This window comes from Paenibacillus sp. BC26 (assembly GCF_900116125.1).
In the GTDB taxonomy this organism is placed as follows: Bacteria; Bacillota; Bacilli; order Paenibacillales; family Paenibacillaceae; genus Paenibacillus_Z; species Paenibacillus_Z lignilyticus.
This window is the reverse complement of record NZ_FPAD01000001.1, coordinates 2886785-2913285: the sequence shown is the minus strand read 5'-3', so window position 1 is coordinate 2913285 and position 26501 is coordinate 2886785. Positions and strand designations below refer to the sequence as shown.

At 35.6% G+C, this 26501-nt stretch carries 32 protein-coding genes; all 32 read left to right on the top strand.

Annotation, left to right across the window (positions count from 1 at the left end; translation table 11 throughout):
• The first annotated feature begins 107 nt into the window (after positions 1–107).
• The 32 genes from BM412_RS12885 (at position 108) to BM412_RS12725 (ending at position 25470) form a co-directional block, all read left to right on the top strand.
• Positions 108–488, top strand: coding sequence for a hypothetical protein (locus tag BM412_RS12885; protein WP_091218396.1), 381 nt, complete (start codon positions 108–110; stop codon positions 486–488).
• Between the two features lie 71 nt (positions 489–559).
• The gene (locus BM412_RS12880) at positions 560–850 is read left to right on the top strand and encodes a hypothetical protein (RefSeq protein ID WP_091218393.1); all 291 of its coding nucleotides are present in this window, start codon (positions 560–562) and stop codon (positions 848–850) included.
• A 104-nt stretch (positions 851–954) separates the two neighbouring features.
• Positions 955–1305 (top strand): hypothetical protein, encoded by a 351-nt coding sequence (locus BM412_RS12875; protein WP_091218390.1) that lies wholly within the window; start codon positions 955–957, stop codon positions 1303–1305.
• Between the two features lie 567 nt (positions 1306–1872).
• Positions 1873–2514, top strand: a complete 642-nt coding sequence (locus BM412_RS12870; RefSeq protein ID WP_177245814.1) for a hypothetical protein — start codon at positions 1873–1875, stop codon at positions 2512–2514.
• A 153-nt stretch (positions 2515–2667) separates the two neighbouring features.
• A complete protein-coding gene (locus tag BM412_RS12865; RefSeq protein WP_091218385.1) occupies positions 2668–3060 on the top strand; it encodes a hypothetical protein in 393 nt (130 codons plus the stop codon).
• Positions 3061–3081: 21 nt separating this feature from the next.
• A complete protein-coding gene (locus BM412_RS12860; RefSeq protein WP_091218382.1) occupies positions 3082–3834 on the top strand; it encodes a TolB-like translocation protein in 753 nt (250 codons plus the stop codon).
• A gap of 189 nt (positions 3835–4023) precedes the next feature.
• Positions 4024–4944, top strand: a complete 921-nt coding sequence (locus tag BM412_RS12855) for a copper amine oxidase N-terminal domain-containing protein (protein ID WP_091218380.1) — start codon at positions 4024–4026, stop codon at positions 4942–4944.
• Positions 4945–4990: 46 nt separating this feature from the next.
• Positions 4991–5215 (top strand): hypothetical protein, encoded by a 225-nt coding sequence (locus BM412_RS31845; protein WP_177245812.1) that lies wholly within the window; start codon positions 4991–4993, stop codon positions 5213–5215.
• A 133-nt stretch (positions 5216–5348) separates the two neighbouring features.
• Positions 5349–6047: a hypothetical protein gene (locus tag BM412_RS12850; RefSeq protein ID WP_091218377.1), complete on the top strand. Its 699-nt coding sequence runs from the start codon at positions 5349–5351 to the stop codon at positions 6045–6047.
• A 279-nt stretch (positions 6048–6326) separates the two neighbouring features.
• On the top strand, positions 6327–6692 hold the full coding sequence (locus tag BM412_RS12845; RefSeq protein ID WP_143111615.1) for a GNAT family N-acetyltransferase: 366 nt from the start codon (positions 6327–6329) through the stop codon (positions 6690–6692).
• Positions 6693–6754: 62 nt separating this feature from the next.
• Positions 6755–7288, top strand: a complete 534-nt coding sequence (locus BM412_RS12840; RefSeq protein ID WP_091218372.1) for a stalk domain-containing protein — start codon at positions 6755–6757, stop codon at positions 7286–7288.
• A 43-nt stretch (positions 7289–7331) separates the two neighbouring features.
• On the top strand, positions 7332–7607 hold the full coding sequence (locus BM412_RS12835) for a hypothetical protein (RefSeq protein WP_091218370.1): 276 nt from the start codon (positions 7332–7334) through the stop codon (positions 7605–7607).
• A 130-nt stretch (positions 7608–7737) separates the two neighbouring features.
• Positions 7738–8607 (top strand): copper amine oxidase N-terminal domain-containing protein, encoded by an 870-nt coding sequence (locus BM412_RS12830; RefSeq protein WP_091218368.1) that lies wholly within the window; start codon positions 7738–7740, stop codon positions 8605–8607.
• Between the two features lie 65 nt (positions 8608–8672).
• A complete protein-coding gene (locus BM412_RS12825) occupies positions 8673–9197 on the top strand; it encodes a hypothetical protein (RefSeq protein ID WP_177245810.1) in 525 nt (174 codons plus the stop codon).
• A gap of 634 nt (positions 9198–9831) precedes the next feature.
• Positions 9832–10521, top strand: coding sequence for a hypothetical protein (locus BM412_RS12815; RefSeq protein WP_091218360.1), 690 nt, complete (start codon positions 9832–9834; stop codon positions 10519–10521).
• Between the two features lie 298 nt (positions 10522–10819).
• A complete protein-coding gene (locus BM412_RS12810; protein ID WP_091218358.1) occupies positions 10820–11557 on the top strand; it encodes a stalk domain-containing protein in 738 nt (245 codons plus the stop codon).
• Between the two features lie 419 nt (positions 11558–11976).
• A complete protein-coding gene (locus BM412_RS12805) occupies positions 11977–12825 on the top strand; it encodes a copper amine oxidase N-terminal domain-containing protein (RefSeq protein ID WP_091218357.1) in 849 nt (282 codons plus the stop codon).
• 466 nt (positions 12826–13291) lie between these two features.
• A complete protein-coding gene (locus tag BM412_RS12800; RefSeq protein WP_091218354.1) occupies positions 13292–14014 on the top strand; it encodes a stalk domain-containing protein in 723 nt (240 codons plus the stop codon).
• Positions 14015–14612: 598 nt separating this feature from the next.
• On the top strand, positions 14613–15839 hold the full coding sequence (locus BM412_RS12795) for a stalk domain-containing protein (protein ID WP_177245809.1): 1227 nt from the start codon (positions 14613–14615) through the stop codon (positions 15837–15839).
• 198 nt (positions 15840–16037) lie between these two features.
• Positions 16038–16241, top strand: a complete 204-nt coding sequence (locus BM412_RS32910; RefSeq protein WP_371264776.1) for a DUF6199 family natural product biosynthesis protein — start codon at positions 16038–16040, stop codon at positions 16239–16241.
• Positions 16242–16702: 461 nt separating this feature from the next.
• Positions 16703–17134, top strand: coding sequence for a hypothetical protein (locus BM412_RS12785; protein WP_091218343.1), 432 nt, complete (start codon positions 16703–16705; stop codon positions 17132–17134).
• Positions 17135–17283: 149 nt separating this feature from the next.
• Positions 17284–17553, top strand: a complete 270-nt coding sequence (locus tag BM412_RS12780; protein WP_091218340.1) for a hypothetical protein — start codon at positions 17284–17286, stop codon at positions 17551–17553.
• Positions 17554–17732: 179 nt separating this feature from the next.
• Positions 17733–18188 carry a hypothetical protein gene (locus tag BM412_RS12775; protein ID WP_091218337.1) on the top strand — a complete coding sequence of 152 codons (456 nt, stop codon included), beginning with the start codon at positions 17733–17735 and terminating at the stop codon, positions 18186–18188.
• A gap of 240 nt (positions 18189–18428) precedes the next feature.
• Positions 18429–18854 (top strand): hypothetical protein, encoded by a 426-nt coding sequence (locus tag BM412_RS12770; RefSeq protein ID WP_091218335.1) that lies wholly within the window; start codon positions 18429–18431, stop codon positions 18852–18854.
• A gap of 169 nt (positions 18855–19023) precedes the next feature.
• Positions 19024–19230, top strand: a complete 207-nt coding sequence (locus BM412_RS12765; RefSeq protein WP_091218332.1) for a hypothetical protein — start codon at positions 19024–19026, stop codon at positions 19228–19230.
• Positions 19231–19322: 92 nt separating this feature from the next.
• Complete coding sequence (locus BM412_RS12760; protein ID WP_177245808.1) at positions 19323–19892, top strand: hypothetical protein; 570 nt, start codon at positions 19323–19325, stop codon at positions 19890–19892.
• Between the two features lie 149 nt (positions 19893–20041).
• The gene (locus tag BM412_RS12755; protein ID WP_091218327.1) at positions 20042–20728 is read left to right on the top strand and encodes a hypothetical protein; all 687 of its coding nucleotides are present in this window, start codon (positions 20042–20044) and stop codon (positions 20726–20728) included.
• 135 nt (positions 20729–20863) lie between these two features.
• Positions 20864–21280: a hypothetical protein gene (locus BM412_RS12750; RefSeq protein ID WP_256256288.1), complete on the top strand. Its 417-nt coding sequence runs from the start codon at positions 20864–20866 to the stop codon at positions 21278–21280.
• Between the two features lie 1079 nt (positions 21281–22359).
• Positions 22360–23061: a hypothetical protein gene (locus tag BM412_RS12740; protein ID WP_091218321.1), complete on the top strand. Its 702-nt coding sequence runs from the start codon at positions 22360–22362 to the stop codon at positions 23059–23061.
• A gap of 197 nt (positions 23062–23258) precedes the next feature.
• Entirely contained in the window at positions 23259–24065 is an 807-nt protein-coding gene (locus BM412_RS12735) for a class I SAM-dependent methyltransferase (protein WP_091218320.1), read from the top strand.
• Positions 24066–24260: 195 nt separating this feature from the next.
• The gene (locus BM412_RS12730) at positions 24261–24695 is read left to right on the top strand and encodes a hypothetical protein (RefSeq protein ID WP_091218317.1); all 435 of its coding nucleotides are present in this window, start codon (positions 24261–24263) and stop codon (positions 24693–24695) included.
• Between the two features lie 334 nt (positions 24696–25029).
• The gene (locus BM412_RS12725) at positions 25030–25470 is read left to right on the top strand and encodes an NUDIX hydrolase (RefSeq protein ID WP_091218314.1); all 441 of its coding nucleotides are present in this window, start codon (positions 25030–25032) and stop codon (positions 25468–25470) included.
• The last annotated feature ends 1031 nt before the right edge of the window (positions 25471–26501 follow it).

The following is a 26501-nucleotide window of genomic DNA, read 5'->3' as shown; positions in this document are numbered from 1 at the left end:
AAGGATTATAGGGCGTTGTTACAAGTGGTATATCCTTACTTATGACTGTGGGGAATCTTTTGTATAGAATGGAGAGGAGTGTATTTTTACTTTTATGGAGGCTTAAAATGACCCAGGATAATTTTGATTACTTTACTGATAAAGAAATGGAGTGGACAGGAATTTTAGAGCATTATCAATTCCCCAACTTCAAACATGAAAAGGGAACTATATTCAGTATTGAAATAACTACTGATGTGAATATTGAAGGGATTGAACTCATAGCTATAACTTCACTCGCAAGCGGCTGGACATGGGGTGAAGACAGACGAATCAAAGCTTTCAAATTATTAGAGGAAAGTGTGACTGAGAATCGCTTATATTTTAAATTTCGTACAATTCGAAAAAGCAAGAGATATGACGAGATAAAACTCTTCCTTTTTGATTTAGGTTCTGTATTAGACTTATGGGAATGTAAAATCAAAAGTATCAGTGTTGAAGAAATGTAATGCTAATGGGCAGATTAGTGAACATTTATTTTGTTATTAACTATTTAATTGCTTTAAAGAGAGGGAAATAGATGGAGTATAAGGGTCAAGATTGGACAGAACTAGCAAATGAATTGGGGATTTCAACCAGTGAAAGAAGTGAAGGCGACATTCTTAAAGATTTAGACAAGAGATTGAGTGAATCAATTGGTCTAAACGAGGTCCTGGAGAGCACTGTGATTTATGAAGCAAGGAGCTTTTTGAACTCCTTTACCAAAAATGAGACGTATAAAAAACCTTTGTTTCAAGGTTTGTTAGCCATTAATGATGACCATACCTTCATCAAATATTTTAGAATTTTATTGCCTCATATGTGGGCTTAAAATACTCTATTCAATACACTAACGGGTACGATACTTCAACAGGCTGCCAGCAGATCGGCGGTAAGCACATTGAGCTGATTGTCGGTCTAAGGAGGGAATCCTAGATGACTAAAGACAAAATGATCGGAGCAGAGCTATATTTTGTAACATTTATTAGCGATTATGTTCAGTTTGGTCTTGTTTGCGGTAACGATGATGCAGTTTTAACAGCGTGGGCTCTACCGACTGTAACAGTAAAAGATGTGGAGTATCATTTTGAGAGTATTGGTTTTCGAGATGCCTTGTGTGAATTAATAAATCTAACAGTTGAAGATGTTCATACATTCGATGATGGTTTTAAAATTATTTTTCAAGGAAATGATGAGTTACTTATCAGACCTTCAAATGAAGAGAGAGAATTACTTGCTGAATATGCAATGTTCGTTTGTGGAGATTGGTGGGAGGTGTGGAATTAGCTTTGTCACTTAACTACGATGAAGGAACGGATTAAGATGAAAATAACAACGGGGCAGCCACTTCGGCCAGCTCCATTTTTATTCAACTACGAGGAATGATAGCTCAATAAACAATATGAAGGCTGCCGATTTAGTCATTCGGCAGCCTTCACTACGCTAATGGGCGACATAGATGGGATTTATTATGTTATATAAGTGACTGATTTGTTTGCTTCTAAAGGATGGCAAATTCGCCTTTGCAAAAAGGTTTAAGGATACGGCAATTGCGATATATAAACATAGTCCCCTGTTCATTAGGGGGCTTTTCGGCTATCGACAAACTGCAAGCCATATTGGAGTTTATTGGAAGGTCAACGCAACTTTTGATCTAGATCGAGCGTCTTAATATTGGATGTATCGACCTATAAAACCTACTATTTGGAGTATTACCTGGATATTGGAGGCGGGGTGTGAAAAATGCTTGAATCCTTCCACCCCGACGCTATAAGAGAACAAATAGATAAAAATTGGAGGGTGAAATCCATGATAAAAAGAGTCGCGTTCGGAAGTGTTCTATTAATTATCTTAATGGCATCAACAGTAGCAGCGCAGGGAGTGAAAAACTCAGGATTAATTAAAGTTTTTTGGGGAGATAAAGAACTGACTACATCATTGGATGCCGTTCCGAGAATCATTGACAGTCGTGTTTATATACCTGCCTCGTTGTTACAACAAGCCTATATTCAAGTACAGTTAAACAAAAAAACATTGTCTCTGAATGATACCAAAACCAAGTATGTTAAAAATTTAGAAATCTTGAATAGCTTCCGATTAGGATTTCTAGATTACTTTGACCAACTGGATCAAGAGACAGTGAATGTACTTACACATGTTATTACTAAAGAAGAAGTAGACACGACTCGCCTCTTGGGATTATTAGAGATATTGAAAGAAAATGCAAAACATCCAGGTGTTAATGGACTAGCAATAATCATAGATACACCTGATGGATTTACTCATACTTTAGATTGTGCTGAACAATATAATAATGCGATAAACAGCTTGTTGAATTTTCTCAAAACTGATGATGAAGCTGAATTAAAAGCATTTAATTCAGAGAGAAAGAAGGCAATTGAATCGTATGAGATTTTAAAAAATGAATATGTTAGATATATTAATTTAAGTTTGTCGAAATATAATGAAAAAAGTTTAATTATCAAACTCCCTTAATACTAAAAAACGCAAAAACTTAAGGTTGTCATCTACATGTCATTATTATTGGACAGTAAAGATCGGCAACCTATTTATTTATGATCGAGGTAAAGTGGCAAGATTTGTATTTGTTAGAACGGATGAGCGGTTTGGAGATGGAAAGCGTAAAGGATGATGAATATGAAGAAAAAAAGAGTTAATTTGATTCTTTCTTTAACCCTTACATTTATATTGCTGCTCTCCACGGTGGTATGGACCGTTCAAAAAAATGAATGGGATTTATTCAGAAATACTGAAGGTTTTATTGAAGATCAAAACAGCAGATTGACCCAAATTCCAACTGAGAAAGAAAACAAGGTTGTTGTAAATTCAACTGATCCTGTGGCACGAGAAGAAAATGAGTTAGTTACCTTAAATCCTTTAGAGAAACAAAAAATCGAAAAAAAGATTCTTACTTTGAATATAAATGGAATTAGTAAAGAAATAGAATTCGATATAAGCATTATTAATAACAAACCAATTTTATTGAATAACAATGATCGAGGTTATGTGCTTGTTTCATAGCCGAATACTGACGACATAATTGTGGAGATAGATGGAAATTTATATGACGTAAATGTTTATGAGAATAAGATTGGTAAATTATTAAAAGATCAGATTGGAGATTACGATATTTCCAAGATCAATGAAGAGCAAATTGAAGGTAACTCTGTCGTATGGGGATCTGATGCAAGTGTTAATCCAGACGGGACGAGGTTAGTATTTTTTTCAAACAGGAATTCGTTTACTGCTAAAAACTTGAACGGTCAAATGTGGAAAAAGGATTTGTTAACGGGAATTGAGGAACCTGTTGTTGAAGGTGGCTATCATATTATTGGGTGGGGGAAGAGCAATGAAATATATATAAAACGCTCAGATCAAATATTCAAAGTAGATCTTGATACAAATAAAGAATCAGAAATTATTACGTTCTCTTTAAACGAAGCTATTTCTTTTCCGTATCTTATTCATCAGTCTGATTATGGAAGTGTAAACATTACAAATGTAGACACTATGATAGTAAAGGTACTTAAGATAGAATCATTAAACCAAATAAACTTCATTAGGACAGTGGATGGTAGCTCTTGGGCAATGATATCTTTTAGTCCAGATCGTGCTAAACCTGAAAGCACAATTGCAATTTTGAATATGGAAACAAGCGAAGTAAGGCAATTAGATGAACCTGAAAATTCATTTGTTATCGATGGAAGGTGGCTAAACGAACATCAATTATTAATTAATACAAGAACAAGAGGATCGGATGAAGAAATTACGTATGTTATCGATCAAAATCAATAATAAATTGATTAGAACTCAGATGGGGAAATCACAAGTGGCAACTGTGAAACTGGTGGTGAATATTATTTTTAAACTTTGGGGATTAGGCTGCAACGACAATAGGCTATCGATAATATCGACAGACTGTTGATCTAACGGATTATTACCTCCGAAATTATTCTAGTATAATAAATCACTGGAGGTCTAAAAATGAAAATATACACTTCTCGTCTGTTTCTGTGTCTGATACTTATCTTTGTGATGTCCCCTTTTTCTTCGGCAATTGCTGCGCAAACTGATGTTTATGGGTCTGTTGTATTGAATGGATTAACAATGGATTTGAAGGAAAAACCATTAGTGGTCAATGGCAATACAATGATTCCTTTTCGAACCATTTTTGAAGCATTGGGTTTGAGTGTGAGTTGGGATAACAAGACAAAAAAAGTCACTGGAAGAAAACAAAATCTTGATATTCAGCTAGAACTAGAGAGTAAGTACGGGATTATCAATGATAATCAATATCTCCTAACGCAAAGTCCATTTCTGAGTAGTTCTGGTACCGTGTATGTAAATTTGCGATTTATTAGCGAAGCAACTGGTGCCAACGTGGTCTGGGATAATAAGAAAAAATTAGCCTCGATTAATACCAATCCTCGACTCAACGCTTTGAGTTTACAGGAAATCTTAGATTTTGATCTATTAAGGGATGATTGGTCACAAAAGCAGATGGAGGAGCTCGGGCTAAAAAAAGAGTTATATGATGGGGGAACGATATATTCTAATGAAATTGTTACTTATAAATTCTACAACGATGCTTTGACTCCATCATCAATAGATATACATGGCTCCTACCCAGGACCAAGAGGCATTCATGTTGGTGAGACTTTTGATCATGTCATGTCACTATTCCCACAGCATTCAGATTGGCACAAGAATGGAGAAGGTGTCTTCTATGGCCCGACAAATTATCCTGATAAGCCTTATAATGTAGGTCCAAGAGGCTCGGTAGCTGCTTATGGAAATGGGATTACTGCCATCACACTTTCGACAGGTCACGAACCATTTCTAAGAATTTTTGTTAAAGATGGTATTGTAACAAATTTTACGTTTTATCTCATTGTATCAACGTAATAGTGTTTGTCGTTAAACTAACAGGCTTGATAGTTCAAAAGTTAAATTGGAATATGTAAGGTTTATTGAACCTAAAAATTCATTAATTATGGCTAATGATTTAACTGTAAAAGGTTCAACAAATCATTTGCGGTTTGAAGCCGCAGCGGAATTATTGGTAAAAGTTGATACGGCTTTACGTGCTGGAGATTGGGAAACGATAGACTCATTAAATACTGAAATTGGAGCTAAGCTAGAAGTTTTAAAAAATGTGACTACCATAATTATTTGAGCAGTGCTTTCAATTCGCCGATTCAATATGTTTTTAGTAACTAAAATCAGACGAGAAATAAAATAAAAGCAGGCTAGTAAAATGGGGCAAATGGTTAAAAATTAAAACGGGATAACAAATGGAGGAAAGTTAGATGTTGAAAAAGGTACTACTGGCTTTATTCTGTATCGGAATTATATTTGCGACAGTTGCTGCTATTCCTGTTAATCAATTTCTAAAATTCCCTGGTATAAGGATTTTTTGGCAAGGGAATGAATTGAAGTCAAATCCAGGAGAACCTGCAATTATTATGGATGGGCGAACAATGTTACCTGTTTATCTCTTTAATCAAGCGGGCTTTTATGCCGAAAAAAAGGGAGACAAAGTTGAGGTAATTGATAAACGTACCCCTTACATTAATACCTTACAATCACTTCAGACCTTTAATCAAATGCGCATTCAAAGATTGGATAATATTAGCATCTCGATTACAGGTATACTAGGGCAAATCGAATTAAAAGATAATGAAGTTACATCAAATATTGACAAGCTCGAAGTAGAATTGAAAAATATTAAAACAGCTATTGCCAGTGAAGACCATATCATCTCAAATTTAAGAACTGGTTTAACAGATCGGCCTTCTGCTATTTACCGAACCGATATTGTTTGTGATAATTATATCGATGCATTGGAGCAATTGAAATTATTTATCAGTAGCAACGATGAAAACCAACTCAAAAAATTCACTGAATATAATTCCAGCGCTATTAATGCATTTAATTTGATGAAAAACGATTATAACTCTTTATTTAACTCGGCGATCCTAAAAGTTTATGAAATGAGCCCTAAATAAGAAGATTCTTCTTATTTAAAAACATCGGCAGTCAGTCGAATATGGCTGCCGATGTTTGGGGGAAATGAAAAGCCCAATTCAAATGAAAATATTATAAAGCCACCTTGAATAGGATTTTTTCAATAATAGAGCGGATTAGTGCAGTAAATAATGATTACTATTCTAATCAATTGGAATGAGGTTTGATACCATGCCCCAATCAGAAATAAAAGAGCTATCTTTAGAGCTGCTACCTGAAGCAAGCTATCTATTAGTAAATTATCTTCTCCCAAATGGAGAGTGGGGAAAGATCCAGCAGGAAGAGTGCAAACAAAGTCTAAGACGGTTAATTTTAATAATGCTGATTTTTTTATGGTTAGACGAGAAGCAGTCTTTATGGGGTTTATTGCTTTGAATTGGGGGTTTTCCACAACAAAAGGGCAACCTTTTTTAAGGATTCAAGACCTTTATGTATTACCCCAATTCAGAAAAAAAGGAATTGCAAAGTTGCTTGTTGATAAAGCAATAGAAGTCGCTAGACAAAATAATGCCAATAGGCTGCAACTTAATACAGGTACAAATAATGAAAGTGCCCGAAGTTTATATAAAACATTAGGTTTTGAATGGTTTCCTGAGAAAGTAATATATATGTACTTTTTATGCTAACTGGAACGTAACCACAACGATAATAGGCAGTCGACATTTTATAATAGGAGTTGTTGGCACGAATGAAAAAAATAACGATTTATTGTCTGTCACTATTCTTAATACTATCTTTCTTACCAAATCAGAAAACATATGCCGAGCAGAATTGTTGTCTTAAGATAGTGGGTAATGATAAGGTTTACAACCTGAAAGAAAATGAATTCGAGATTGTTAATGATCAAGTAATGGTTAGTATGCGTCTTGTAAAAGAAATTATGGGAACTTCTTACAATTACATTGTTTGGGATAACAAAAATAAAAAAGTGAAATTAGCAGTTCGTTTCGATAAAAACATGAGCCCAATAATGTTTATGACCTACAATGATATAAATGATACGATTGGATTCGAAACAAAATTAAATGATGGGACAGTTAGAATGGATGAGTCTTTAATGTCTAGTAAGCCATTTATTAAAAATGGTAAATTACTGATTCCACTGAGGAGCACAGTTTTAAATTTATTTGGAAATATATCGTGGGTTAAAGAAACAAAAACAATTGTTATTACTGGAAAAATTGATTTTAGTGTTTTAGATGGTACATCAGGTACATCATAAGGGGAATTTTCATGTCACGAATACGATGTTGTGAGGTTTCCAAATGGACATTGAATGGATTAATGAGAATTACAAGGAAGCCAATATGATATTTGAATCATCCTGGGAGGCTTTTGAATGGACAGATTCACTTTATTCGGACTTTGCAGGTGGACTAAGAGTTAACGTTGGATATGCGACTCCAGATGATAAAGTCTACACACTTTTAGTTGAGCACCTTCCAAAATGGGCAAACAATAACAAAGTAAAGTTAAATGTTAATACTTCACAGGATTTAGTCGACGGCAAGATAATATATAAGATTTGGGTAACACCTTAAATGATCTGATGAGGCTGCTAAAGGACTAGCAGCCTTTGTGTCGTTAAAAAGTGTCTCCGCAACTTTTCTATGCTAGAAACGTCTTAGTTATTGTAAATATATAGAAATAATAACAAGGGATGTGAGTGCAATGAATAAATGGATAAAAGTAAGTTTATGCTTTGCGATAATGGGGGCGCTGTTAACTAGTGCGCCTGCATATGCTTCTTCTACATCAGTCTTTGTCAATGGGAGCCGTCAATACAACGCGATTATGGTAGAAGGGCGAACTTTGGTGAAGTTGCGGGCGCTTACAGATCCTGCATGGCTTGTTTTCGCTTACGATCCTAAGACTCATACGGTGATGTTTCATACTAAAGATAATAGCAAGATTGTCGAGCTTCTTGAAGGAGAAACGACTGCAACAGTTAACGGTAATCAGGTGGATATTGATGTAGCAGTTGTTAACAAGGATGGCTTTACTTTTATCCCACTTAGATTCATAAGTGAAACCCTTGGTGCCTATGTCAATTATAATGCTAAAGACAATCGAGTCATTGTCCGTACACCGACTTTTCAAGACAAATATAAGATGCTTATGCAAGGGGATATTACGGAGGCTCGTCAAATTGCACTTGGGTTAACTAAAATAAATGGAGAAGCGCCGTCATGTGTACCTGGGGAAGGGTACAATTATACTTCTTACACGTTTCCAGAAGGAGAAGCACTGCGTTTTAAAATTAATCATTCTGGTTACTGTTCTCAATATTATGAAGTGAACGAAGAAGGTTATGCAATACTAAAATGGCAGAATGATACCGTGGCCGAACGTGAATGGGGAAAGAAGCCTTCGATGATGAACTTGGTATATTTCTTGAATGAATTTAGGGCTGGTGTGTTTACATATGGTAAATTGGATTCCCAAGGGAATGATACGTTAATTGGGAGGTTCAATCGTGACGATGGAAATAAATTAGTCTTACCAATTGAAGGAGAGAAGCGTATAGACGGGGACAATTAGGAGGATAATCGCCAAGTAAGCTCTTCGGTTAATAGCGAAGGATAGTATCCAGATGATGTGAAAAAGTGATTGGGAGTGATTTCATTAAAATAATAGGCATGTATGTTTCTTTACTATTCATATTAAGCTCTTGTTCAGGTGGAGAAAAGTCAGTCGAGGAGAAATTGATCTTTCAGTCCGAGGGTAAACAATGGAAAGCAACAATTCATAACAATGTTATTGAGCATGATGGAAAGCATTATTTTAATATTATTTATCAGTATAAAGGTGATTTGGAGGATCTTCACGAAGTGGAGAGGATATCTTTTGCACATGGGACAGCGTTAGGAACACAAATAATTAACATATATGATCCGTCTTATAAAGCAAAATTGATAAACAATGGTGAATATCAGGAAGAATATGAGGATCAGTATGGGATTATTATTGATGAAATCAAAATGCGAAAGACGAATGAATTTACAGTCGAATATACCATGATGGAAGCCGACAATGATTATACAACATTAGATGCCATAGAGAAGGATAGAATATCAATCATTATTAACTGGGAAACCCAAGATAAGAAGTATGAAGATGATATTAGTTAAAAATGATCCTTTTGTTACCGTAGAAACCTAGATGGTTATACAGCTTAAGTGTACGTTGGTTTATTACAAATTACAGAAGGCAACCGAGGGGTTCGGTATCTGAAATGACGGGAATACAAATATGCGGGCACTGCCAGAAAGGATCTAAGAAATGGAACCTATATCGTACAAAGCACCAAGGCCGACAAAAGCACCTTCACTTTCGTGGGTTGGCTTCTGGATTGGGATGGCAAGTATTGTACTTTACAAAGCTGGGTTTATCCCTTTATTAGGTCTGATCCTTAATATTATTGCCTACCTCAAACACAATAAGATACGGGCACCAAAGATTTGGCTGCCTATTGCAGGATCTATCCTATGTATCGTGTACTTCTTTGCGTATGTATTTGATTTGTAATGACGTATTCGTAGAGGTATTAATCCGACAGGTAAGATAGCTCTATAAAAAGTAATAGACGGTAGCCAGGATAAGGTTGCCGTTTTCTTAATTAAAGGGCAGTTTTGTTAAACAAGGGTAACCCCATATTCCAACTTTAACGCAACTATCGCATTCATTATTTTTTTTAGTATTGTATCCACTTAATACGAGTGCGTGGAAGACCAGTTGATAACTATACTACAAGAGGTGTGAAAAATGACTAAAAAAATCTTGATTGTACTAATTGTATTCTTGCTTACCTTTATTACAACAGCTTCAGCACAAGGAAATCTTTATAAAGGGTACAATCAAGTGAAAGTTATTTGGGAAAATCACAGTATTGATGCAAGTAAAGATGTACCTGCGATTATTTTTGAAAATCGTACTATGGTACCAATAAATTTATTAAAACAAGTAGGTATTAATGCTTTGAAAACAGGAAATACGGTAACATTAAAAGATAAACGTACAGATTATATTAAAATGATTTCGGTACTTGAAGGTTTTAAACATGAGAATATTGAACAATTACATCGGTTTAATGAGCAAATTTCGAGTCTAACTGAATTAATTATACTCAATGAAGTTGAAAGCGAGCAAATTGACTCATTGGTAAAGTCAATTAATGATTATAGAAATAATCAAAATGAAACTAGCGCTCTTATTAGAACTGTGAAAATTGGATCTGATTTCCCATACGAACTTTATCATACAGTTTCGATATGTGATCTATTGGTTGAGGCCTTAAGCCATTTAAAAACATATATTAATAATCAAGATAAAACCGAGCTTCATCTATTTATCACAACAAAACAGCAAGGTCTTGAAAGTTTAAAGAGTATGGAAGATAAATCGAATACGTTAACCAATATGTTATTCGATAGGATTTCAATATTTAATCATTAATAGATTATTGAATATTTATTGAAGCAACATTACATTAAACGAATAAAGGAATGGCAGTCTTTTTAGATGGACAATAAAAATAAGTAATTGTATATACGCAGACAGGCAGCTGATCAAAAACGATCAGCTGCCTGTCTGCGTATATGATCGCAACCATTCTATTACGTATAAGTTTATGTAAACAATGATTGGATGAGCAGTAATGCTGAATCAGTTAAAACATTTATCTAATGTTATAAAATATGGAAGTTGGATTTCCGATAAATATAAAGGTAAATAAACAACAGGAGGAATAAACATGAGTAAAATAAAGAATATGAAGCTAATTACAGGCGGATTTATTGCAGGAGCTGTATTTTTTAGTGGTGTATCTTATGCTGCTAGTAATTCAATGAAGATAGAAGCATTTTTTGGCGTAAAGTTAATCCAAAATGGGATTGATAAGACTCCAACTGAAAACAAACCTTTTATTTACAATGGCAGTACATATGTGCCACTTCGTACTGCTTCTGATCTATTAGGCGTCCCTGTTAGTTGGGATTCAAAAAACAGCTCAGTAATAATCGGCCAAAAGGTTTCTGGAAGTCCACTTGGTACTCCAGACAATGTGTCGACGGTTGATCCTGGGTATCTTGGTATATCTTCTCCGTCAATTAAAAGTAATCAATCGATGACTGTAAACTCGAAACAATATGGAAATAGTGGGTTTACACTAATTAGCATTCAAAGCACTGGAATGCCTAAAGCTGCTGTACTAATGAAATATACACTTAATAATCAATACAAAAAGTTGAATTTAGCTCTTGGTATTGATGACAACAGTAGAGACGAATCAGATGATGTACTACGGAATATTACCTTTAAAGATCAGGACGGAATAACTCTTAAACAGGTATCCCTCGGTATTGGAACTGTGAAAGAAAATATTGAAATTGATTTGAAAGGTGTTTTAGTTATGACAATTGAAGTAGACGGAAATAATATGAGCAATTTAACTTCAAAGCTTGACTTCATAAACCCTCTCTTAGGGAAATAACCGCGGAGAGCACTTAAAGAATAATAAAGCCAGCCGTATAATCGGCTGGCTTTATTTGACTTGAAGCTATTTAATTTGAAGGATAGGATAATGCAACAATTTCCAAAATTATCCGTCTATATTGATTAGGGAGTCAGTAGGTCGCATGAAGAAAGTAGTGCCTAATACGTTGATCTCACTAACAGGTGCCTTTCTTTGAGTAGCTCGTCACTGTCGTGAATAACCAGGCGTTGAGGAGCAATACTCAGGCCGCCGTTATGTATTGCAGCGGAGATTATGTGGTGACGGTCGATATCGTATTTACCATTGCTTAGGCAGTAATCTGCCGATTGCAATGCCCATTACGTTACTGCCAATGCTCCGCTAGTAGAGGCGCAGTTACTATGAGTTATTAATATTTTATAGAGGAGTGATAGTGGTTGAAAAGAAAACGTTGTATTGGGCTACTCTGCATTTTATTGATTAGCTATTTTGGTTTTAGATCCAATCCTGCTAATGCTGAAATGGTAACTGATCAGTCTGTTAAATTGAAAATCAATAATTCTTATGTTGTTTATTCAAATCAACAACTACCTTACATTGACTCCAATGGCAGAACGCTGCTTCCACTAAGGCTAATTGGTGATCTATTAGGTGCAGATGTATCTTGGAATGTTTCGGAGAAACGGGCAGTCGTATCCTTTGAGAACGATAAAATATCTGTGGTTCAAGGAGAAAATCATGCTGTAATAAATGGAGAAGTCAAGTTGTTGGATACTGAGGTTGTCTTGAAAAACTCCACAATAATGTTACCTATGCGTTTTATTGCTGACGCATTTGAGATTAAAATTGAATATCAAAAGGATATAAAATTAGTACAATTAGCAGATCCCCGCATTATGAGTTCTGAAACTCTTACCCACATTGATGAAATGCAAAGATTAGCCACGTTCTATAAGGGAATTATTCATCCATCGAGCGTGCAATATGTGAAGGATGATACAAACGATGAGAATAATAAGCTTGTTATTAAAGTCATCAATGTTTCCTCTCAAGCCTTAGAAAAAGGACAATTAAACAGAAATATAATATTTTATGCCACCAACACAAAGGTTCGCTTTGTAGGTACGAGAGGTATGATCTCTCCAGACGGTTCAACAGGTATAAATACGGACGAAATTAAAGCAAGTGGAGTCTATAAAGATGAAATTATGTGGGAATCTATTGAAAACATTCAAGGTTCACCAATTCGGTATATACTTTGTAATTATTTTGTGACTGCATCTTGATAAGGTGACCTTACAGTAAAATTGTTTGAACTAACTGGGTAACAATACGTCAAAGTGCTCAACAAGAAACGGCAACGATCAAACCTGGTTGCAGTTATGACTCCATAAACTCTATTTTTTAGTGAAGTAACAAATCGTTAGTAAAAATTAACTTGCGTTTGAGTGTAACACAAAGCGGGCAGATCAAGGGATAGTTTAACCACAAATAAAGGCAACCAATGATTTGGTTGCCTTCTAATCTCTAAAAAAGTGAAGATGTTATACGTACTTCTCCTTTGTAAGTAATAAAAGTTAAAGGAGATGGGAAGGAGAGCTGAGGAAATAGCCATACGGCAGCTCCTATTGTTTTGTTGAAGTACGGATAAAACGATTTGGTGCCTTTTTTACGTTAACGGGAATGTTTAGCGCAACTAAATGACGATAAGACGGTAACGACAATCATCACTTTGTTGAAAGGAAGTTTATTATGAAAAGGTCCAAATTAATAGCGGTAGTAGGACTAAGTTGCTTATTGGGTAGTTCAATGACTTATGCTTCTGAAAATATAGGGATTTTTATCAATGGCGAACGCCAGGAGCTACAAGGGGAGCAACAACAACCTAGAATAATTAATAATCGCGTTTACATCCCATTGAGGGCATTCTCTGAAGAATCTGGATCAGTAGTTGGATTTGATAACACTAATAAATCTGTCTATGTCACAAACAATTATTTACGCGCGATGAAATCAGAAGTTGTTGAGAAAAGCCAAAATGAGGATTTTCAATTAAAACTACTCTCAGGAAAATCCAACTATACATTTGGAGAACCTTTATCGATATGGTCTACTATTACGGCATATGAAAATATAACTGTGTATTCTAGTGGTTCATTTTTAGACTTTTATTTAGAAGATTCCTCTGGTTATCGTATAAGTCTTGGGAAAGCCGCAATGGCTATTGAAAACGCATTTGAGAAAGATGGAGAATATATTCAAGTAATTGCTCAACAACTTGCAATTATGTACAACATGGAGAAAAATAACATCATTAATTATGATCAATACATGCAAATAACTCCGCAGCCGTCCGCACTTCCCGAAGGAGACTATACGGTAGGTGTAATTGCTGATTATAGTAAAACATTGAAGTTTTCAGATAGGACAATATTAAAAAATAAGATTTCAATTCACATTTCTAAGAAAAATTAGTAGTGGAGTAATCATTCTTAACCTTTATGCTGCTTCTGCTCTTTACCTTCGGTTTATCAGAAGGAATTAGGGAAGCGAATTTATCAGACGACATGGACTGAACTGCTCCTGTTTGTCTATGTGTAACAGGCAGGGAATGGGAATATCTTGAAGAATTATAAAAGGTAGGGGGATAGTAGACGCAAGATTTCAAAACTGAATATAGCTGATTAGAAAAAATATCTTCATAAATAAGGCGAATTTCACTCAGTTACTCTGAAGTCGGTCATCCATCACAGAAAACATTTGGACTTTGCTTACTGTTTTTTTGAATATAGATGCTCGAAGGGAGTTTATTAATTTGCTAAGAAGACTAATGTTATTATCTCTAATATTCATCGTATCGATTTCTTGTGTGCCAACGGTTATGGCCGAGACTAATTCCACGAACATTCAATATTATAATTCTAATTCATTAATTAAGAGTGACGGTTCATACTGGGTGTGGGGTAGGGACCAATTAGTCCCCACTCATGTGCAAGGCATTTCAGACGTTAAGATTAGTTTTGGCAATTTTTTTGTGAAGAATGATAATACAGTGTGGTTTTGGAAACAAACCATGTTTAATTATAATAGCGCTGATTTAATTCAAGTTAAAGAATTGGACGGTGGTTATGCACAATCAGAGGGTTCTGGTGGGATGGCCATTCGTGATTTAAATGGTAATGTCTTCTTTGTTCCATGGGTTGATAACGACATTTTTGGCTACGATTTTCGGATTGTAAAGAAGATAGATGTCGATCATATTACGGATCTTACAAATTTTGATAAGCCCGCATCCTATATGCCTGGTAGGAATTGGGTATTTTTGAAGGATAATGGAACTGTGTGGGCGTATAGTGGTTTTATGCCACGCCCAGTGTCTGCTGTTAAAGGATTGGATGACATTATAGATATTTACCGTAATCATGCGTTAAAGAGCGACGGAACTGTTTGGTATTGGACTGGTGAACCAAATGAATCTGCTACACAAGTAAAAGGTTTAGTCAAAATCAAGTCCATTCTACCAGATTTCTTCTCCAGAATGTTTCTCGACGACCAATCAAGACTTTGGTACGGTGGATCTTATATAAATAGCTCCAATGAGGAACTGACAAAACAGCAAACACCAGTAATGATTACATCCATTGGTGAAGTGAAGGACGCTGTAACCATTAGAGACTCTTTAATTGTTTTGACACATAGCGGAGATTTATTCGAAACTCCTATTACCCAAAGCAAAATGTCGAAAGCTCCTAAATTTAAACGACTATCAACTAACGTAATGAATATCAAAGCAGCTGGAAGTCACATTATCATGCAAAAGGATGATGGTACCTTGTGGGGATGGGGAACAAATACCAATGCAGAACTTGGAGCAGGTCAAAATATTTCTCTTTCAATAACCCCAGTACCTGTTGGTCAACCAATATCGTTAGAGGTCAATGGTGAAGACGTATTATTAACCAGTGGCGTTATCATGCGGAACAACCAATCGTTTATACCACTTCGAACTCTACTGGTAATGCTTAATGCAAACATAAGTTATGAAAATAATAGCAAGGTTCTTATTGTCGGAAGTAAAGAAGGAAGTTCTCCTTCAATACGCGTATCAATAAACTTCAAAAATGGAGAGATCCTCTTAAATGAAAAGTCGATTGGATCACAAACTAAAGCCTTTCTGCTTGGCGGTACGTCGTATATACCTTTGAGATTTATCAGTGAACAACTTGGCGCAGATGTTTCGTGGACTAAGAAAGATAACAAAATATCGATATTATACGGAGCTGTGGCCGATGTAGAGTAGTAGTATGCGGCTCAATTTATTATCTCTATTAAGTTGTAATAGAACACGACGGTAGCTGCATTGATTAACGGCTGCCGTTTGTAATTGAAGTAACGGGCAGTTATGCTTTTGTTCGTCCCAGAATATAAATAGGCGTATTATTAATAAACACATTTATGGGAGGCAATCGGGAGTGCCACCAGAAGTGAACATTTTAACTTGGTTTATTTTATATTCCTATGCCTATGGACTGGAATTGCATTGTTTGCAACGATAAATCCTTATCATATCTGGAAAATAACAAAAAGCTGGCAAGCCTTAAGAGAACCGCCAAAGTCTTATTTCATTATTCAAAGGATCATCTCAGGAGTATTTGCCCTTATTGGATTATCATTATTGTTACTACCACATTTATTGCGCTAACAGGGAAGATTGCTGACTGACATATGAAGGCAGGAAGTCGCGGAAACGATCTGCTGCCTTAATTACACTAACGGGCAGGTTAGTAATAAATACTCTTTCCACTAAGCCCAAATAAGTTAATCTTAAGTTCGTGATGGTTTGTTCCATTGAATCCTACACAAATATTAAACTGATGATAAGGAGTAACTTTTATGGCTCGCTTTGCTATTTTTGCTTGTTGGATTCTTGTTCTACTTATTGAAATTCTGTTTCTTTATAATACAATTCATGTAGTGCATGGACCTGAGGACACTTTGTTTAATATTGTTCTCATTACAATCACGTTAGTGGTAGGCGCGGTCGGTACAACAGTAACTAGGAATAGTTGGACCAAATCTTAAAGTGCCATTTGGGAAAGTTCATTGAGCAAACGGGTACGATAGCAAAATATGAAGAAGCGGCGAAAAGGAAGAACTTAGGTTATGACTAATTTAAGATTTAGAGATAAAGGTGAAAGAATTTATGATTTTTTATTTAAATATGACATTCTCATTGAGTGTCCACATTGTATGAAATGTGCCAAAGGATTAAGGAGAAAAGATGGGAAATTTGGTTATATTATGCAATGTAAACGTTGTGGAGTTTTGACTAATCCTTTAGTTGGTACTTGGGGAAATGGAACCTTTATGGGGTTGAGACTATGGTTAAGGACAAATTGTTGTGGGAAGTTGCTTTGGGCTTATAATAAAGAACATCTAGATTTTATGGATGGTTATATTAATGCTACTTTGCGCGAGACACTCCCAAATATGAATCAGAGTCTGGCAAGCAGACTTCCCATTTGGATAAAGAGTGGAAAGAATCGTGACGAACTTATTAAAGGAATCATAAAATTAAGGAATAAGCTTGAATAATGTAATCGAAAAGAACGATCTTATAATAAGTATCAATGATACCATTCAGCTAATAAGACACGATAATTAAAAACATTAAAAGAGTCCGCCAACATAAGAACGGCAGCCTTCGTTACGCTAACGGGCAGTTTAGTGTAGGGGGATAAAAATTGGGACAAAATTACGTACTTATAAATAACAGTAAAAAAGAACTGATTGGGTTAGCACATCTCCCAGCAAGCAAAGCTAGGGAACTAATAGGAAATCCCGTAACAGCAGCTATTACCACGTGGTATTTGTTACAGAACAGCGGTGATAATATCCTGTTTGTTGAAGAGGAACGTGTTGAAGAGGGCTTTATCGATGTTACCAACAATGATATTGAAACCTTAATTCAAAAAGGGATAATTCATGACCATGGCATCGAAGTTTTAGATTAGGATGAGCCTGACTCCGTTTACATAAGAAAATTAGAGAATGTTTGGATGAAATGATTGAACTAATGGGGCAGAATGGTGTAATCAATTCGCGAATAACTATATCATGGGGACTTTACGAAGTTCACAAAATTAAACGTTAAATGAAACCAGAAAAATGCAAAAGGAACGAGGGATGGTCAATGAAGAATCGTTTTATGTCACTGGTTGTTATTTTAATATTTGTGTTCTTCCTTTCGGCTTGTAGTTCGGATAGCCCAAAACCGTTCACTCCAGAAGATAGTGACAAAATTACATTGGAAGTAACCAATAGAACGGAAGATCTAAATGGTGTCTATTACACAATAAAGTTAACTAATAAATCGAGCCATATAATTAAGCAAAACATCGTATTTATTAGTTATCCATTCAAAACCGACAGTGGATCGAAAGGAAATGTATTCAAGGTGGAAGCCAAAAACAATAAGCTTGATATAAAGCCGAAGGAAGAAGTAATATTGAATGCTATTACACCAAAGAAAGAGTTTGAAGATAATAAAAACATATTAGTTAATGAATGTTATCTTGAAATCAAAGGATATATAGACCAAGTAAAAGATGAAAATCATTTTGAAAAAACAATTGGCAAGCAATTTTAATTGTGAATTTAAGGCTTTAGAGTGTCTAGCATCATATAACACCACATTCACACTTTGGGCATTCGCTCCTCATTACTAGAGTGTACGGATAGCACAGCGATATCAGGCTGCCACCATCTGTCGCCCTGTTCCGCTAACGGGCAGGATTGTACAGTGGTTCCGCGAATAATACATAGTAATGGTAGCCATTCTATGAGTTCAAAATAACTTTCCGAAAATCATGGTTAAAGGGAGCATGACATGAGATTTCGAATGCTCAGATCTGGTTCAGGTTGTATGCATTTCTTTTTGATGTTTTGTTTATTTCTAAGCTTGTCTTTTTATAAAGACTTATTTCGCGTTCAATCTAAGTGGCTTGCTATGGGGATAGCAACAATTGTGTTTGTTGGCATTTGGGGTGTCGGTGTACGGCTTTGGAATCTTATACACCCGTATTATTTGACGCTTGAAGATTCAGGTATGAAGATTGGCACGGCCCATTATCAAATTCATGAAATAGAATCCCTTTCAATTTCTAAGCTAAACTATCGTACAATTATTATCAGTTTAAGAAGGCATTCAATCGAAATAGATATTACCCTTTGGAAATCAGAACGCCCTAGAATCGCAGATGCTTTGAAGCTATGGGCGAATAACCATGGCATCTCATATTATGAATATTCATGAGAATTAATCGAAAAACGCTCAGCCGTAGTTATGATCTTCAATAAACCGTAATGAATCATGGAGCAGTTTGCGGTTCGCAGCTGCTCCTATTTCATTGCGCTAACAGGCAGTTTAGCTGAAGAAAGTTCTTTTTAATTAGGATATTATTATGGTTAAGGGGGATTCCAAGATGGAGAGAATAAAGGCGTTTTTAAGAAGGGACTCAAATATATTAAGGAACTTTATTTTACTTCTTATTGCTTCAATTTCTGGTGCTTATAAACTAATTACTGATCATCGTGTACTCTCTGTCTTTCTTGGAATAATTTTGATAACAGGTTCAATCGTCATACTTTTAGAAATAATTAATGAACTTAAACGATTAAATCGTGATTAAGCTAACGGGCACGAGAGCACAACGATAACAGGCTGCCGAATAATTGGCGGCCTGTTCCGCTAACGGGGCAGATTAGCGCAACTTTCCAATCTATGGAACCGTTAAAATTAATGATACGTGCACTTAGGATAGGGGGAGTCAATTTGCGTTTAATATATTGGGTCATTTTTGTTATCATTGTGATTTCACTTGTGGTAACTGGATGTACAAAGAATAACGAATCCATTATAGAAAAAATTCAAAGAGAGTTCCCCGCAGATTTCAAAAATGAAGGGATTATACATGCTGAGATAATGGGGAATGGTTTGCTTATCTTCTTTAAAAGCAATAACGGTGTAGGTGCTGGATTTTTTAAACAACAATCGGATAATTGGGATTGGGTGACAGGTACAGGATACGCATCTTTTAGTCCAGATGCTGGTTTATCCATAAGTCACTCTAATAGTGATGAGAACTCTTTATATTTTTCATATGGTGTTATTACTAATCCAGATATTTTCGAGGTTCAGTCTATGGGAGACAGAGCGAAAATCGTCCAAATGTCGATTGGGACCAGAATATGGTTTATTACTTATGAAAAATCAATTGGTCAAGCTGGCTTCCTTCCTCAAATAAGAGGCTTATCAAAAGAAGGGGAACAAATTGTAACTATTCCTGATTAAGCTGGCTGTGTTATGTGGAAACAGTATCTTAAAAATTGAAAATATAGTTTCAGCAAGAATACTTGCATCTATGTTTTAAGCTAACGGGCACGAGAGTTCAACAATGGCCCGAAATTGTAATAACAATGGAAGGGATCGGAGGATTAGGAGTGCCCATCTTAAAAGAGTTCGATTTAGATATACCATATATAAGTACAGCAGGGACAAAAGAGGACTATGAAGCAACGTGGAAAGAAAAAAGATTTCAATTTCGGGATCAAATCCGCTGTATTGTTTCGTTATACGAGAGATCTTTTGACAAACTAAAAACCACAGATTCATGGAAAGTGCTAATTGACTGTGTAGATGAAATCACTGATGAAAAAGTAAAAGACTTTTCTGGTGTTTGCTCGGTTCAGGTTCAATTTAACGTAGATTCATTTTTCACCAAGGATGATCACCAAAAGAAAGAAGTAACAATTGAAATATTAAGAAAAGGGCTTGATAAGGTTATTACTGAAAAAGGATGGGATCAAGTTCCATTCGGACAAGCATTTGAAAAAGTGATTGAAGTAAATATGAAAAACGAGTGGTTTTGGAGAAAGCCAATTTCAAGTCCTGATAGAAGATTTAAAGCTAGGCTATATATCGTGCACGAAGTAACAGTTGTAATAGGTTACTTGATTGTCTTTAATAATACAAATCAAGAGATACTTCGCACTGAGGCTTTTCGGGATCGTCCAAACGAATGGGCTTATGTTCAATATCTTGGAGACATACAATGGTTATCTTCGAATGAAGTTGCTCTATTTAGTAAAGGCAATGAGTTAGTCCGCCAAGTATCGTTTATCGGGTAGCGTTAGTTCAACGACATTAGGAGCAGATTGCCGTGGCAGCTGCTCCTATTGATTTATTAAGCTAACAGGGCTGGTTAGCGCAACAATTGCTTATATTTTACGTCCTAATTTATGGGAGAGAGGTGAGGTGTGTGCGTGAGAAATGTAATGTTTGTTGTTTTGTTTATTTGCTTCTTCATTATGACAGGATGCAAAAAAGAAGATGTGAAAATTACGTCAGAGCAGATTAAAGCTTCTTTCGAGTCGAAAGATATTCTGTTATCAGAACCACAAGAATTAAGTCCAGAGAATGTATTTATTAGGTCTTTAAGTAATGTTAAACCTGAATTTTTTGCAATAAATGCAAATCAGCTAATTAGCTTTTATGTCTATTCCTCCCGCCAAAAAGCTGAAAAAGGGCTAAAGGATTTCGAAGAGAGTACAGCAGCAACTGAGTTGTATAGGCACAGCGAATATCAAGTAGCAAATGTTATATTATTTTACGAATACGCAGGTTCTGCAAAGGATGGACGGGTTGAAGAAATAATGAAGGGATTTCAGGTTACGAAGTAATCTACATTCAATCCTTGTCATTAAGCTATCGGGTACTTTGGCTTAATTCAGACAAAACGGCAGCCTTCCAACTATCGGCAGCCGTTTTTATTGAGCTCAAGAGGCAGGATTAATAAATTACCTTCACGAATAATTCAAGATTGGAATTTTGTGGTTTCGTTAAATTGTCAAGTTAGGACGAAACTTCTTAATCACTTTTTGAAAAGGATTGATAATAATAAATAATATTAGAATAACAGATCGGCACATTATATTTCTTTCAACAATTCTCTTTGTGAATATTATCATTTTTTACTATTTCCCTTTGCATCTACTAGATGGAAATAATGAATGGCTTAATGGAGTGAGTTTTGTGATTTTTTGCTCAGTAGGAAACTACATCAAATTAAAGAAGAATGGTTATGTATCAAACTCATTTGACAGCTTATTTTTTGTTAAGAATTGGAAGTTTAGTGCAATTATTACTTTAGGACTGACGATCTTTCTATATTTATTAGAAGGAATCAAATCAATTTGGGAAGGTCCTATATTTAGCATACTTATAATGATTGGCATAACATTTCACTTTTGGATTGAGTATAAATTTATTATTAAAAACTATGGACATGATTGAACTAAAACCTAATCGTGGAGTTCGTTCCAGAAGGTAACAATCAGTCTAGTTATTTTTTTGGTCTTATTGAAGAACTGCCTGGATGTCACGCTATTGGTTCATCTTATGTTGAAATGTTAAAGACAATGGAGTCCGTAAAAGTTTTACTTTGAATTAAGGCTAGATAGGTCTGAATTTATACCCGAGCCTGGCGACATTAGTCTTCGCCGCCCATTACCTAGTGAGAAAGTTCGAGTTCAGATCAGGGGTATTGTTATTAATGAAACAGAAGACAAGTGAGATTCTTTCATTGAGCTATCGGGGTAGATTAGCGCAACAATTGATTTCAATTTGCGTCTATGATTTCAGTTGGAAATGTTTATACATAACATTAGCAAAATCATCTGTAACGAATAGTTGACTATTGGTCTTAGATTCTGAGGCTTCGTTGTCCCTTATGCCTAACTGATATTCAGGAGGGAAATTGATGTTGAAAGTAATATCATTACTCACGTTAAGTTTGGCACTATTTCTTGTTGGTGGTTGTAAGAGTAAAGAGACTGCTATCAAAGAATACATCTCAAAAGACATTGGACAATTTACTTTAGTAGTCTTTGCTGAAGCTAAAGATACAGAAGAAATTAAAAAAAAAGTTAATGACTTTTCAGTAACGGTAGCAGTATTATCACCTATTGTTTACGATGTCTCTACGGATGATGGAAATAAGAAGGCACAGTCCTTGAAAATAAAAAAGTTCCCCTCTTTTTTACTTTTCGATGATAAAACTTTAGTTGCTGAAAAACATAATCTTGCCGACATTTCTGATGTTTTTTCAGAGAAAGTTCAAGAACAAAACCGAAAGAGTGAAAAAGAGAGTTCACCTATCACACACGATGGACACACAACACAATTTCAATGGTCATTATCTAAATCTCCTAAGCACTGGAAAGTTTCAATAACTCCAAGTAGTAAAACTAATGAATACAAAATTGATTTTGATTATTTAGGTGAATCAGAAGCAGTAAGTCCTTCACTTACACTTAAAGGTAGCTTATCTGTTTCTACAAGCTTGATACAGCCAAATACTAACGGATTTACTCTTAACAACGTTCACTTCGAAGTAAAAATATCACTCACGAATACGTACTTAAATGGGTGCAGGACAAGAAGGAATACGAAGATTCAGTAATAGTTAATATTACAACCCAATAATTGCTAAGCTAACTGGGACGATAGCACAAAACGAAAAATAGCCTGCCGAATGTGGTGGCCTGTTCCGCTAACGAGGCAGTTTTGTTCAAAAAACGTTTACAATAGAACGGGAATCTGTTAAAGTGTTTTGGCTTCGTGGAAACCAATCCCATTCATTGAAAAAGAGGTGGCATAATGCAAGAAAAGCAATCTAAAGTAAACAGACTAGCTTGGAATACTAAGGCATACGATGCTTGGATGAATCACTTTGGTACTCCGATTGAGCAGGCGGAGAAACTAAAAAGAGATCCAAAATATCCACTTCGAAGATGGTTAAAGTATATGGGAGAATTAAAAGGTCTACGAATTATTAATCTTTTAGGCTCAACGGGGAGTAAAGCAATACCTTTAGCGATACTCGGTGCTGAAGTAACTATTGTTGATATATCTGAGGAAAATAAGCGTTATGCCCAGGATGTTGCTAGAGCAGCAGGTGTTAAAGTCAATTACATAAACTCAGATGTTCTTAATATCTCTAATGAAGAAGAGTTAAGGAATTTCGATATTGTTTTGATGGAATTCGGTATTTTGCATTATTTCTCCGATTTAAATCAGATTTTTTCAGTCGTTGCTCGCATGTTGAAACCAAATGGTCGCTTCATTCTGACAGACTTTCACCCTTTTGCACATAAATTATTGAATGATGATGGAAATGGCATTGTTTTAAAAGACAACGGTGATTATTTCGATACAGAGCTTCGAGAAGATGATATTGCTTATACCTCTTTTGTTCCTGAGAATGAACGTTCTAGTTTGCATAAAGTATTGTTGAGGAAGTGGACACTAGGAGAAATCTTGTCCGCGATAGCCAATCAAGGATTATACATAAGAATTTTAGAAGAAGAGCCTAATCATCTATATAAGAAATTCCCTGCATTCTATACTGTTGTAGCAGATAAGATTACGGCGAGCTCACCAATAATTCCATTGTCAATTCAATAGAAGTTTCTTTTGTTCTTATTCTAAGGCGCCTATTGCTGAACTAACGGGCACAATAGCTCAATGGAGACACAAAGGCAGTTGACTAAGGTCAGCTGCCTTTGCTCAAATAAAGAGCAGTGATACTGCATTCCTAATTGTCTTCGAAACAATTTACCTTAATACTAATAATTACCAAATATTGAAAGTGGGGGTTCAATGAAGAAACAAGTTATCTTTGGTGCATTTTGTTTACTAGTATCCTTCCTAATTGCTGGCTGCCAAAATGATAACAGTGCGGAGAGGAGTAGTAAACTTCAACACGCAGCAAATAACAATGAGTCTAATGTCAGTGAAAACACGGCATCCGTCCAGAATGAATTTTCAAAAAAACAAAATTCTCTTCATCTTTCAGAATACTCAGGTGAAGACTCAAAAACAATTTTGATTCATGGTAAAGAAGAAAAGGGCAAGTGGCTTTACGACGGTAACAGTAGTTTTGGGTTCTATTTCCCCCCTCAAATAAAAATTGTAAAGCTTAGAGAAGACAACGATTATAAAACATTAAATGACGATGGCAGAATTGCAATGATTGATGAAAATTATTCAAATATACCAGATGGTCTCCTTCAGGACCCAGCCTTACCACAATAAGTGAATATCTAGGCAGCAAAAAAAATGTAAATACACAAACCCAATACGACTATTTCATTTTAAAATATAACGATTCGACAGCAATTGTTGAGTTCAAATATCTTCTTACAAAACAAAAAGATATTCGGCAACTGTTCTTAGATATTATGAAATATATTTCCTATGTCCCAGAGGAATACCGAGGAGTTGTTTAATATTATTAAAAAAACAACTCAGAGCAGAGCTATGAAATTATAGAAATTTCTAGGAATCAAAACTGTTCTATTAAATTAAATTCGTTCAACTAACGGGTAGGATTGCCTAATTAGATATAGAGGTTAAGGAGGAATAATACATGCCAATCATTACCTTTGGTGTAAAAGAAGAAGGTAAGGAATACATATGGAGACCTGCCGCGTATATTTTGATGTTGAACAAAGAGAAAGATAATATCGCAGTTATTCAAACAGCTGATGGCAAGTATTTTCTTCCAGGTGGCGGAATAGAAAACAATGAATCTCATGAAGAGTGTTTAATAAGGGAAGCTCTAGAAGAGATGGGGATGCAGATTCAAGTAGGTCGTTATATTGGGTGTGCTCAAAGATATTTTTACTCCACAAACGAATACAAATATTTTCTAAGTGAAGGTCACTTTTATCAATGTGAAATAGGTGAGCAAACAGGTAATCCAACAGAAGAAGACCATTTTTTGCGATGGATTGAACCTGCAAAAGCAATTGAGAGCTTATTCCATGAACATCAAAGCTGGGCAGTTGTGAAATCATTACACGATTGAACTAACGGGCACAAGAGCACAACGACAGTAGGCTACCAGCATCTTGGCGGCCTGTTTCGCTAACAGGCAGATTACATCAACTAATGAAGTGTAAAATACGTTAATAATATGGGCATACTTCCGAAAGTAGAAACTTTTCTTGTTATCACAATCGTTATCGGAGGAGGCAAAACGTGAAATACTCAAGGGAGGGCTTGCTATCAACTTCACTAATCTCCGAATTATCGGTGCGTTAACAGTATTCCAGGGATTAATGTACTTCCCTCCAATATTAGAATACCTTTGGGGCTGGAGGTCAGCACCAATAGGTTTATTTTGGTGTTTGGTGCAGATTTTCTTCGGGGTTGCCTTATGCTCGAAGGAATGGATGGCAGAAAGGGTAATACTTAAAACCATCCTACTTAGTAATTTGATTTATCAACTGATGTGGAGTTTTTTGATGATGGACCACATTCTAAGGGTTCATTATATATTACCAGGTTACATTCCTTATTTAATGCATTTTTTGCTGGTCATAATCACTGGTTTCTATTTTCTCAAATTACAGATTAAACACACACCGCCATTGAACTAACGGGCACGATAGCGCAAATTCGACAGGCTGCTGAACAATCGGCGGCCTGTTCTGCTAACGGGCAGATTAGTTTAATAGCTGCCCCGTATATTTACCAATTAATAAACGTGCAATTTTAAGATAAAATGATTCTTATTAACTACGGAATTAGGGTGATAATTATACTTCTTAGAGCTTCACTGCATAAGGAACCTGGGCCTGGGGTTGAAATAGACCCAATGACTATTGGAATGTCTTCGATCCCACTTATATTAGTTGGTCTCTTTTTATTTTGTTTTCCTGACTTGGTTTTCAGGTTTTTTACATTTAGCGCTTTTAGATCAATGAAACCAAATCATGAGTTTGAAGAGAATATTCAATACAAAGAGCCGCGTAAATTAACTTTAAGGTTAATCAAAATAATTGGATTACTCTTATTCCTTTTTGGAATATACCTCTTTTGGTTTGCAGAGGACTT

What these genes read in the sequence shown, in the direction of transcription:
- BM412_RS12835 (WP_091218370.1), top strand. Translation starts at nt 7,332, where the DNA reads ATGGACATTGAATGGATTAATGAGAATTACAAGGAAGCCAATATGATA.
- BM412_RS12870 (WP_177245814.1), top strand. Translation starts at nt 1,873, where the DNA reads ATGGCATCAACAGTAGCAGCGCAGGGAGTGAAAAACTCAGGATTAATT.
- BM412_RS12785 (WP_091218343.1), top strand. Translation starts at nt 16,703, where the DNA reads ATGACTAATTTAAGATTTAGAGATAAAGGTGAAAGAATTTATGATTTT.
- BM412_RS12840 (WP_091218372.1), top strand. Translation starts at nt 6,755, where the DNA reads ATGAAAAAAATAACGATTTATTGTCTGTCACTATTCTTAATACTATCT.
- BM412_RS12880 (WP_091218393.1), top strand. Translation starts at nt 560, where the DNA reads ATGGAGTATAAGGGTCAAGATTGGACAGAACTAGCAAATGAATTGGGG.
- BM412_RS12795 (WP_177245809.1), top strand. Translation starts at nt 14,613, where the DNA reads ATGTTTAATTATAATAGCGCTGATTTAATTCAAGTTAAAGAATTGGAC.
- BM412_RS12815 (WP_091218360.1), top strand. Translation starts at nt 9,832, where the DNA reads ATGACTAAAAAAATCTTGATTGTACTAATTGTATTCTTGCTTACCTTT.
- BM412_RS12760 (WP_177245808.1), top strand. Translation starts at nt 19,323, where the DNA reads ATGGAACCGTTAAAATTAATGATACGTGCACTTAGGATAGGGGGAGTC.
- BM412_RS12730 (WP_091218317.1), top strand. Translation starts at nt 24,261, where the DNA reads ATGAAGAAACAAGTTATCTTTGGTGCATTTTGTTTACTAGTATCCTTC.
- BM412_RS12765 (WP_091218332.1), top strand. Translation starts at nt 19,024, where the DNA reads ATGGAGAGAATAAAGGCGTTTTTAAGAAGGGACTCAAATATATTAAGG.
- BM412_RS12885 (WP_091218396.1), top strand. Translation starts at nt 108, where the DNA reads ATGACCCAGGATAATTTTGATTACTTTACTGATAAAGAAATGGAGTGG.
- BM412_RS12740 (WP_091218321.1), top strand. Translation starts at nt 22,360, where the DNA reads ATGTTGAAAGTAATATCATTACTCACGTTAAGTTTGGCACTATTTCTT.
- BM412_RS12865 (WP_091218385.1), top strand. Translation starts at nt 2,668, where the DNA reads ATGATGAATATGAAGAAAAAAAGAGTTAATTTGATTCTTTCTTTAACC.
- BM412_RS12855 (WP_091218380.1), top strand. Translation starts at nt 4,024, where the DNA reads ATGAAAATATACACTTCTCGTCTGTTTCTGTGTCTGATACTTATCTTT.
- BM412_RS12875 (WP_091218390.1), top strand. Translation starts at nt 955, where the DNA reads ATGACTAAAGACAAAATGATCGGAGCAGAGCTATATTTTGTAACATTT.
- BM412_RS12810 (WP_091218358.1), top strand. Translation starts at nt 10,820, where the DNA reads ATGAGTAAAATAAAGAATATGAAGCTAATTACAGGCGGATTTATTGCA.
- BM412_RS12775 (WP_091218337.1), top strand. Translation starts at nt 17,733, where the DNA reads ATGAAGAATCGTTTTATGTCACTGGTTGTTATTTTAATATTTGTGTTC.
- BM412_RS12725 (WP_091218314.1), top strand. Translation starts at nt 25,030, where the DNA reads ATGCCAATCATTACCTTTGGTGTAAAAGAAGAAGGTAAGGAATACATA.
- BM412_RS12770 (WP_091218335.1), top strand. Translation starts at nt 18,429, where the DNA reads ATGAGATTTCGAATGCTCAGATCTGGTTCAGGTTGTATGCATTTCTTT.
- BM412_RS12830 (WP_091218368.1), top strand. Translation starts at nt 7,738, where the DNA reads ATGAATAAATGGATAAAAGTAAGTTTATGCTTTGCGATAATGGGGGCG.
- BM412_RS12800 (WP_091218354.1), top strand. Translation starts at nt 13,292, where the DNA reads ATGAAAAGGTCCAAATTAATAGCGGTAGTAGGACTAAGTTGCTTATTG.
- BM412_RS12850 (WP_091218377.1), top strand. Translation starts at nt 5,349, where the DNA reads ATGTTGAAAAAGGTACTACTGGCTTTATTCTGTATCGGAATTATATTT.
- BM412_RS12735 (WP_091218320.1), top strand. Translation starts at nt 23,259, where the DNA reads ATGCAAGAAAAGCAATCTAAAGTAAACAGACTAGCTTGGAATACTAAG.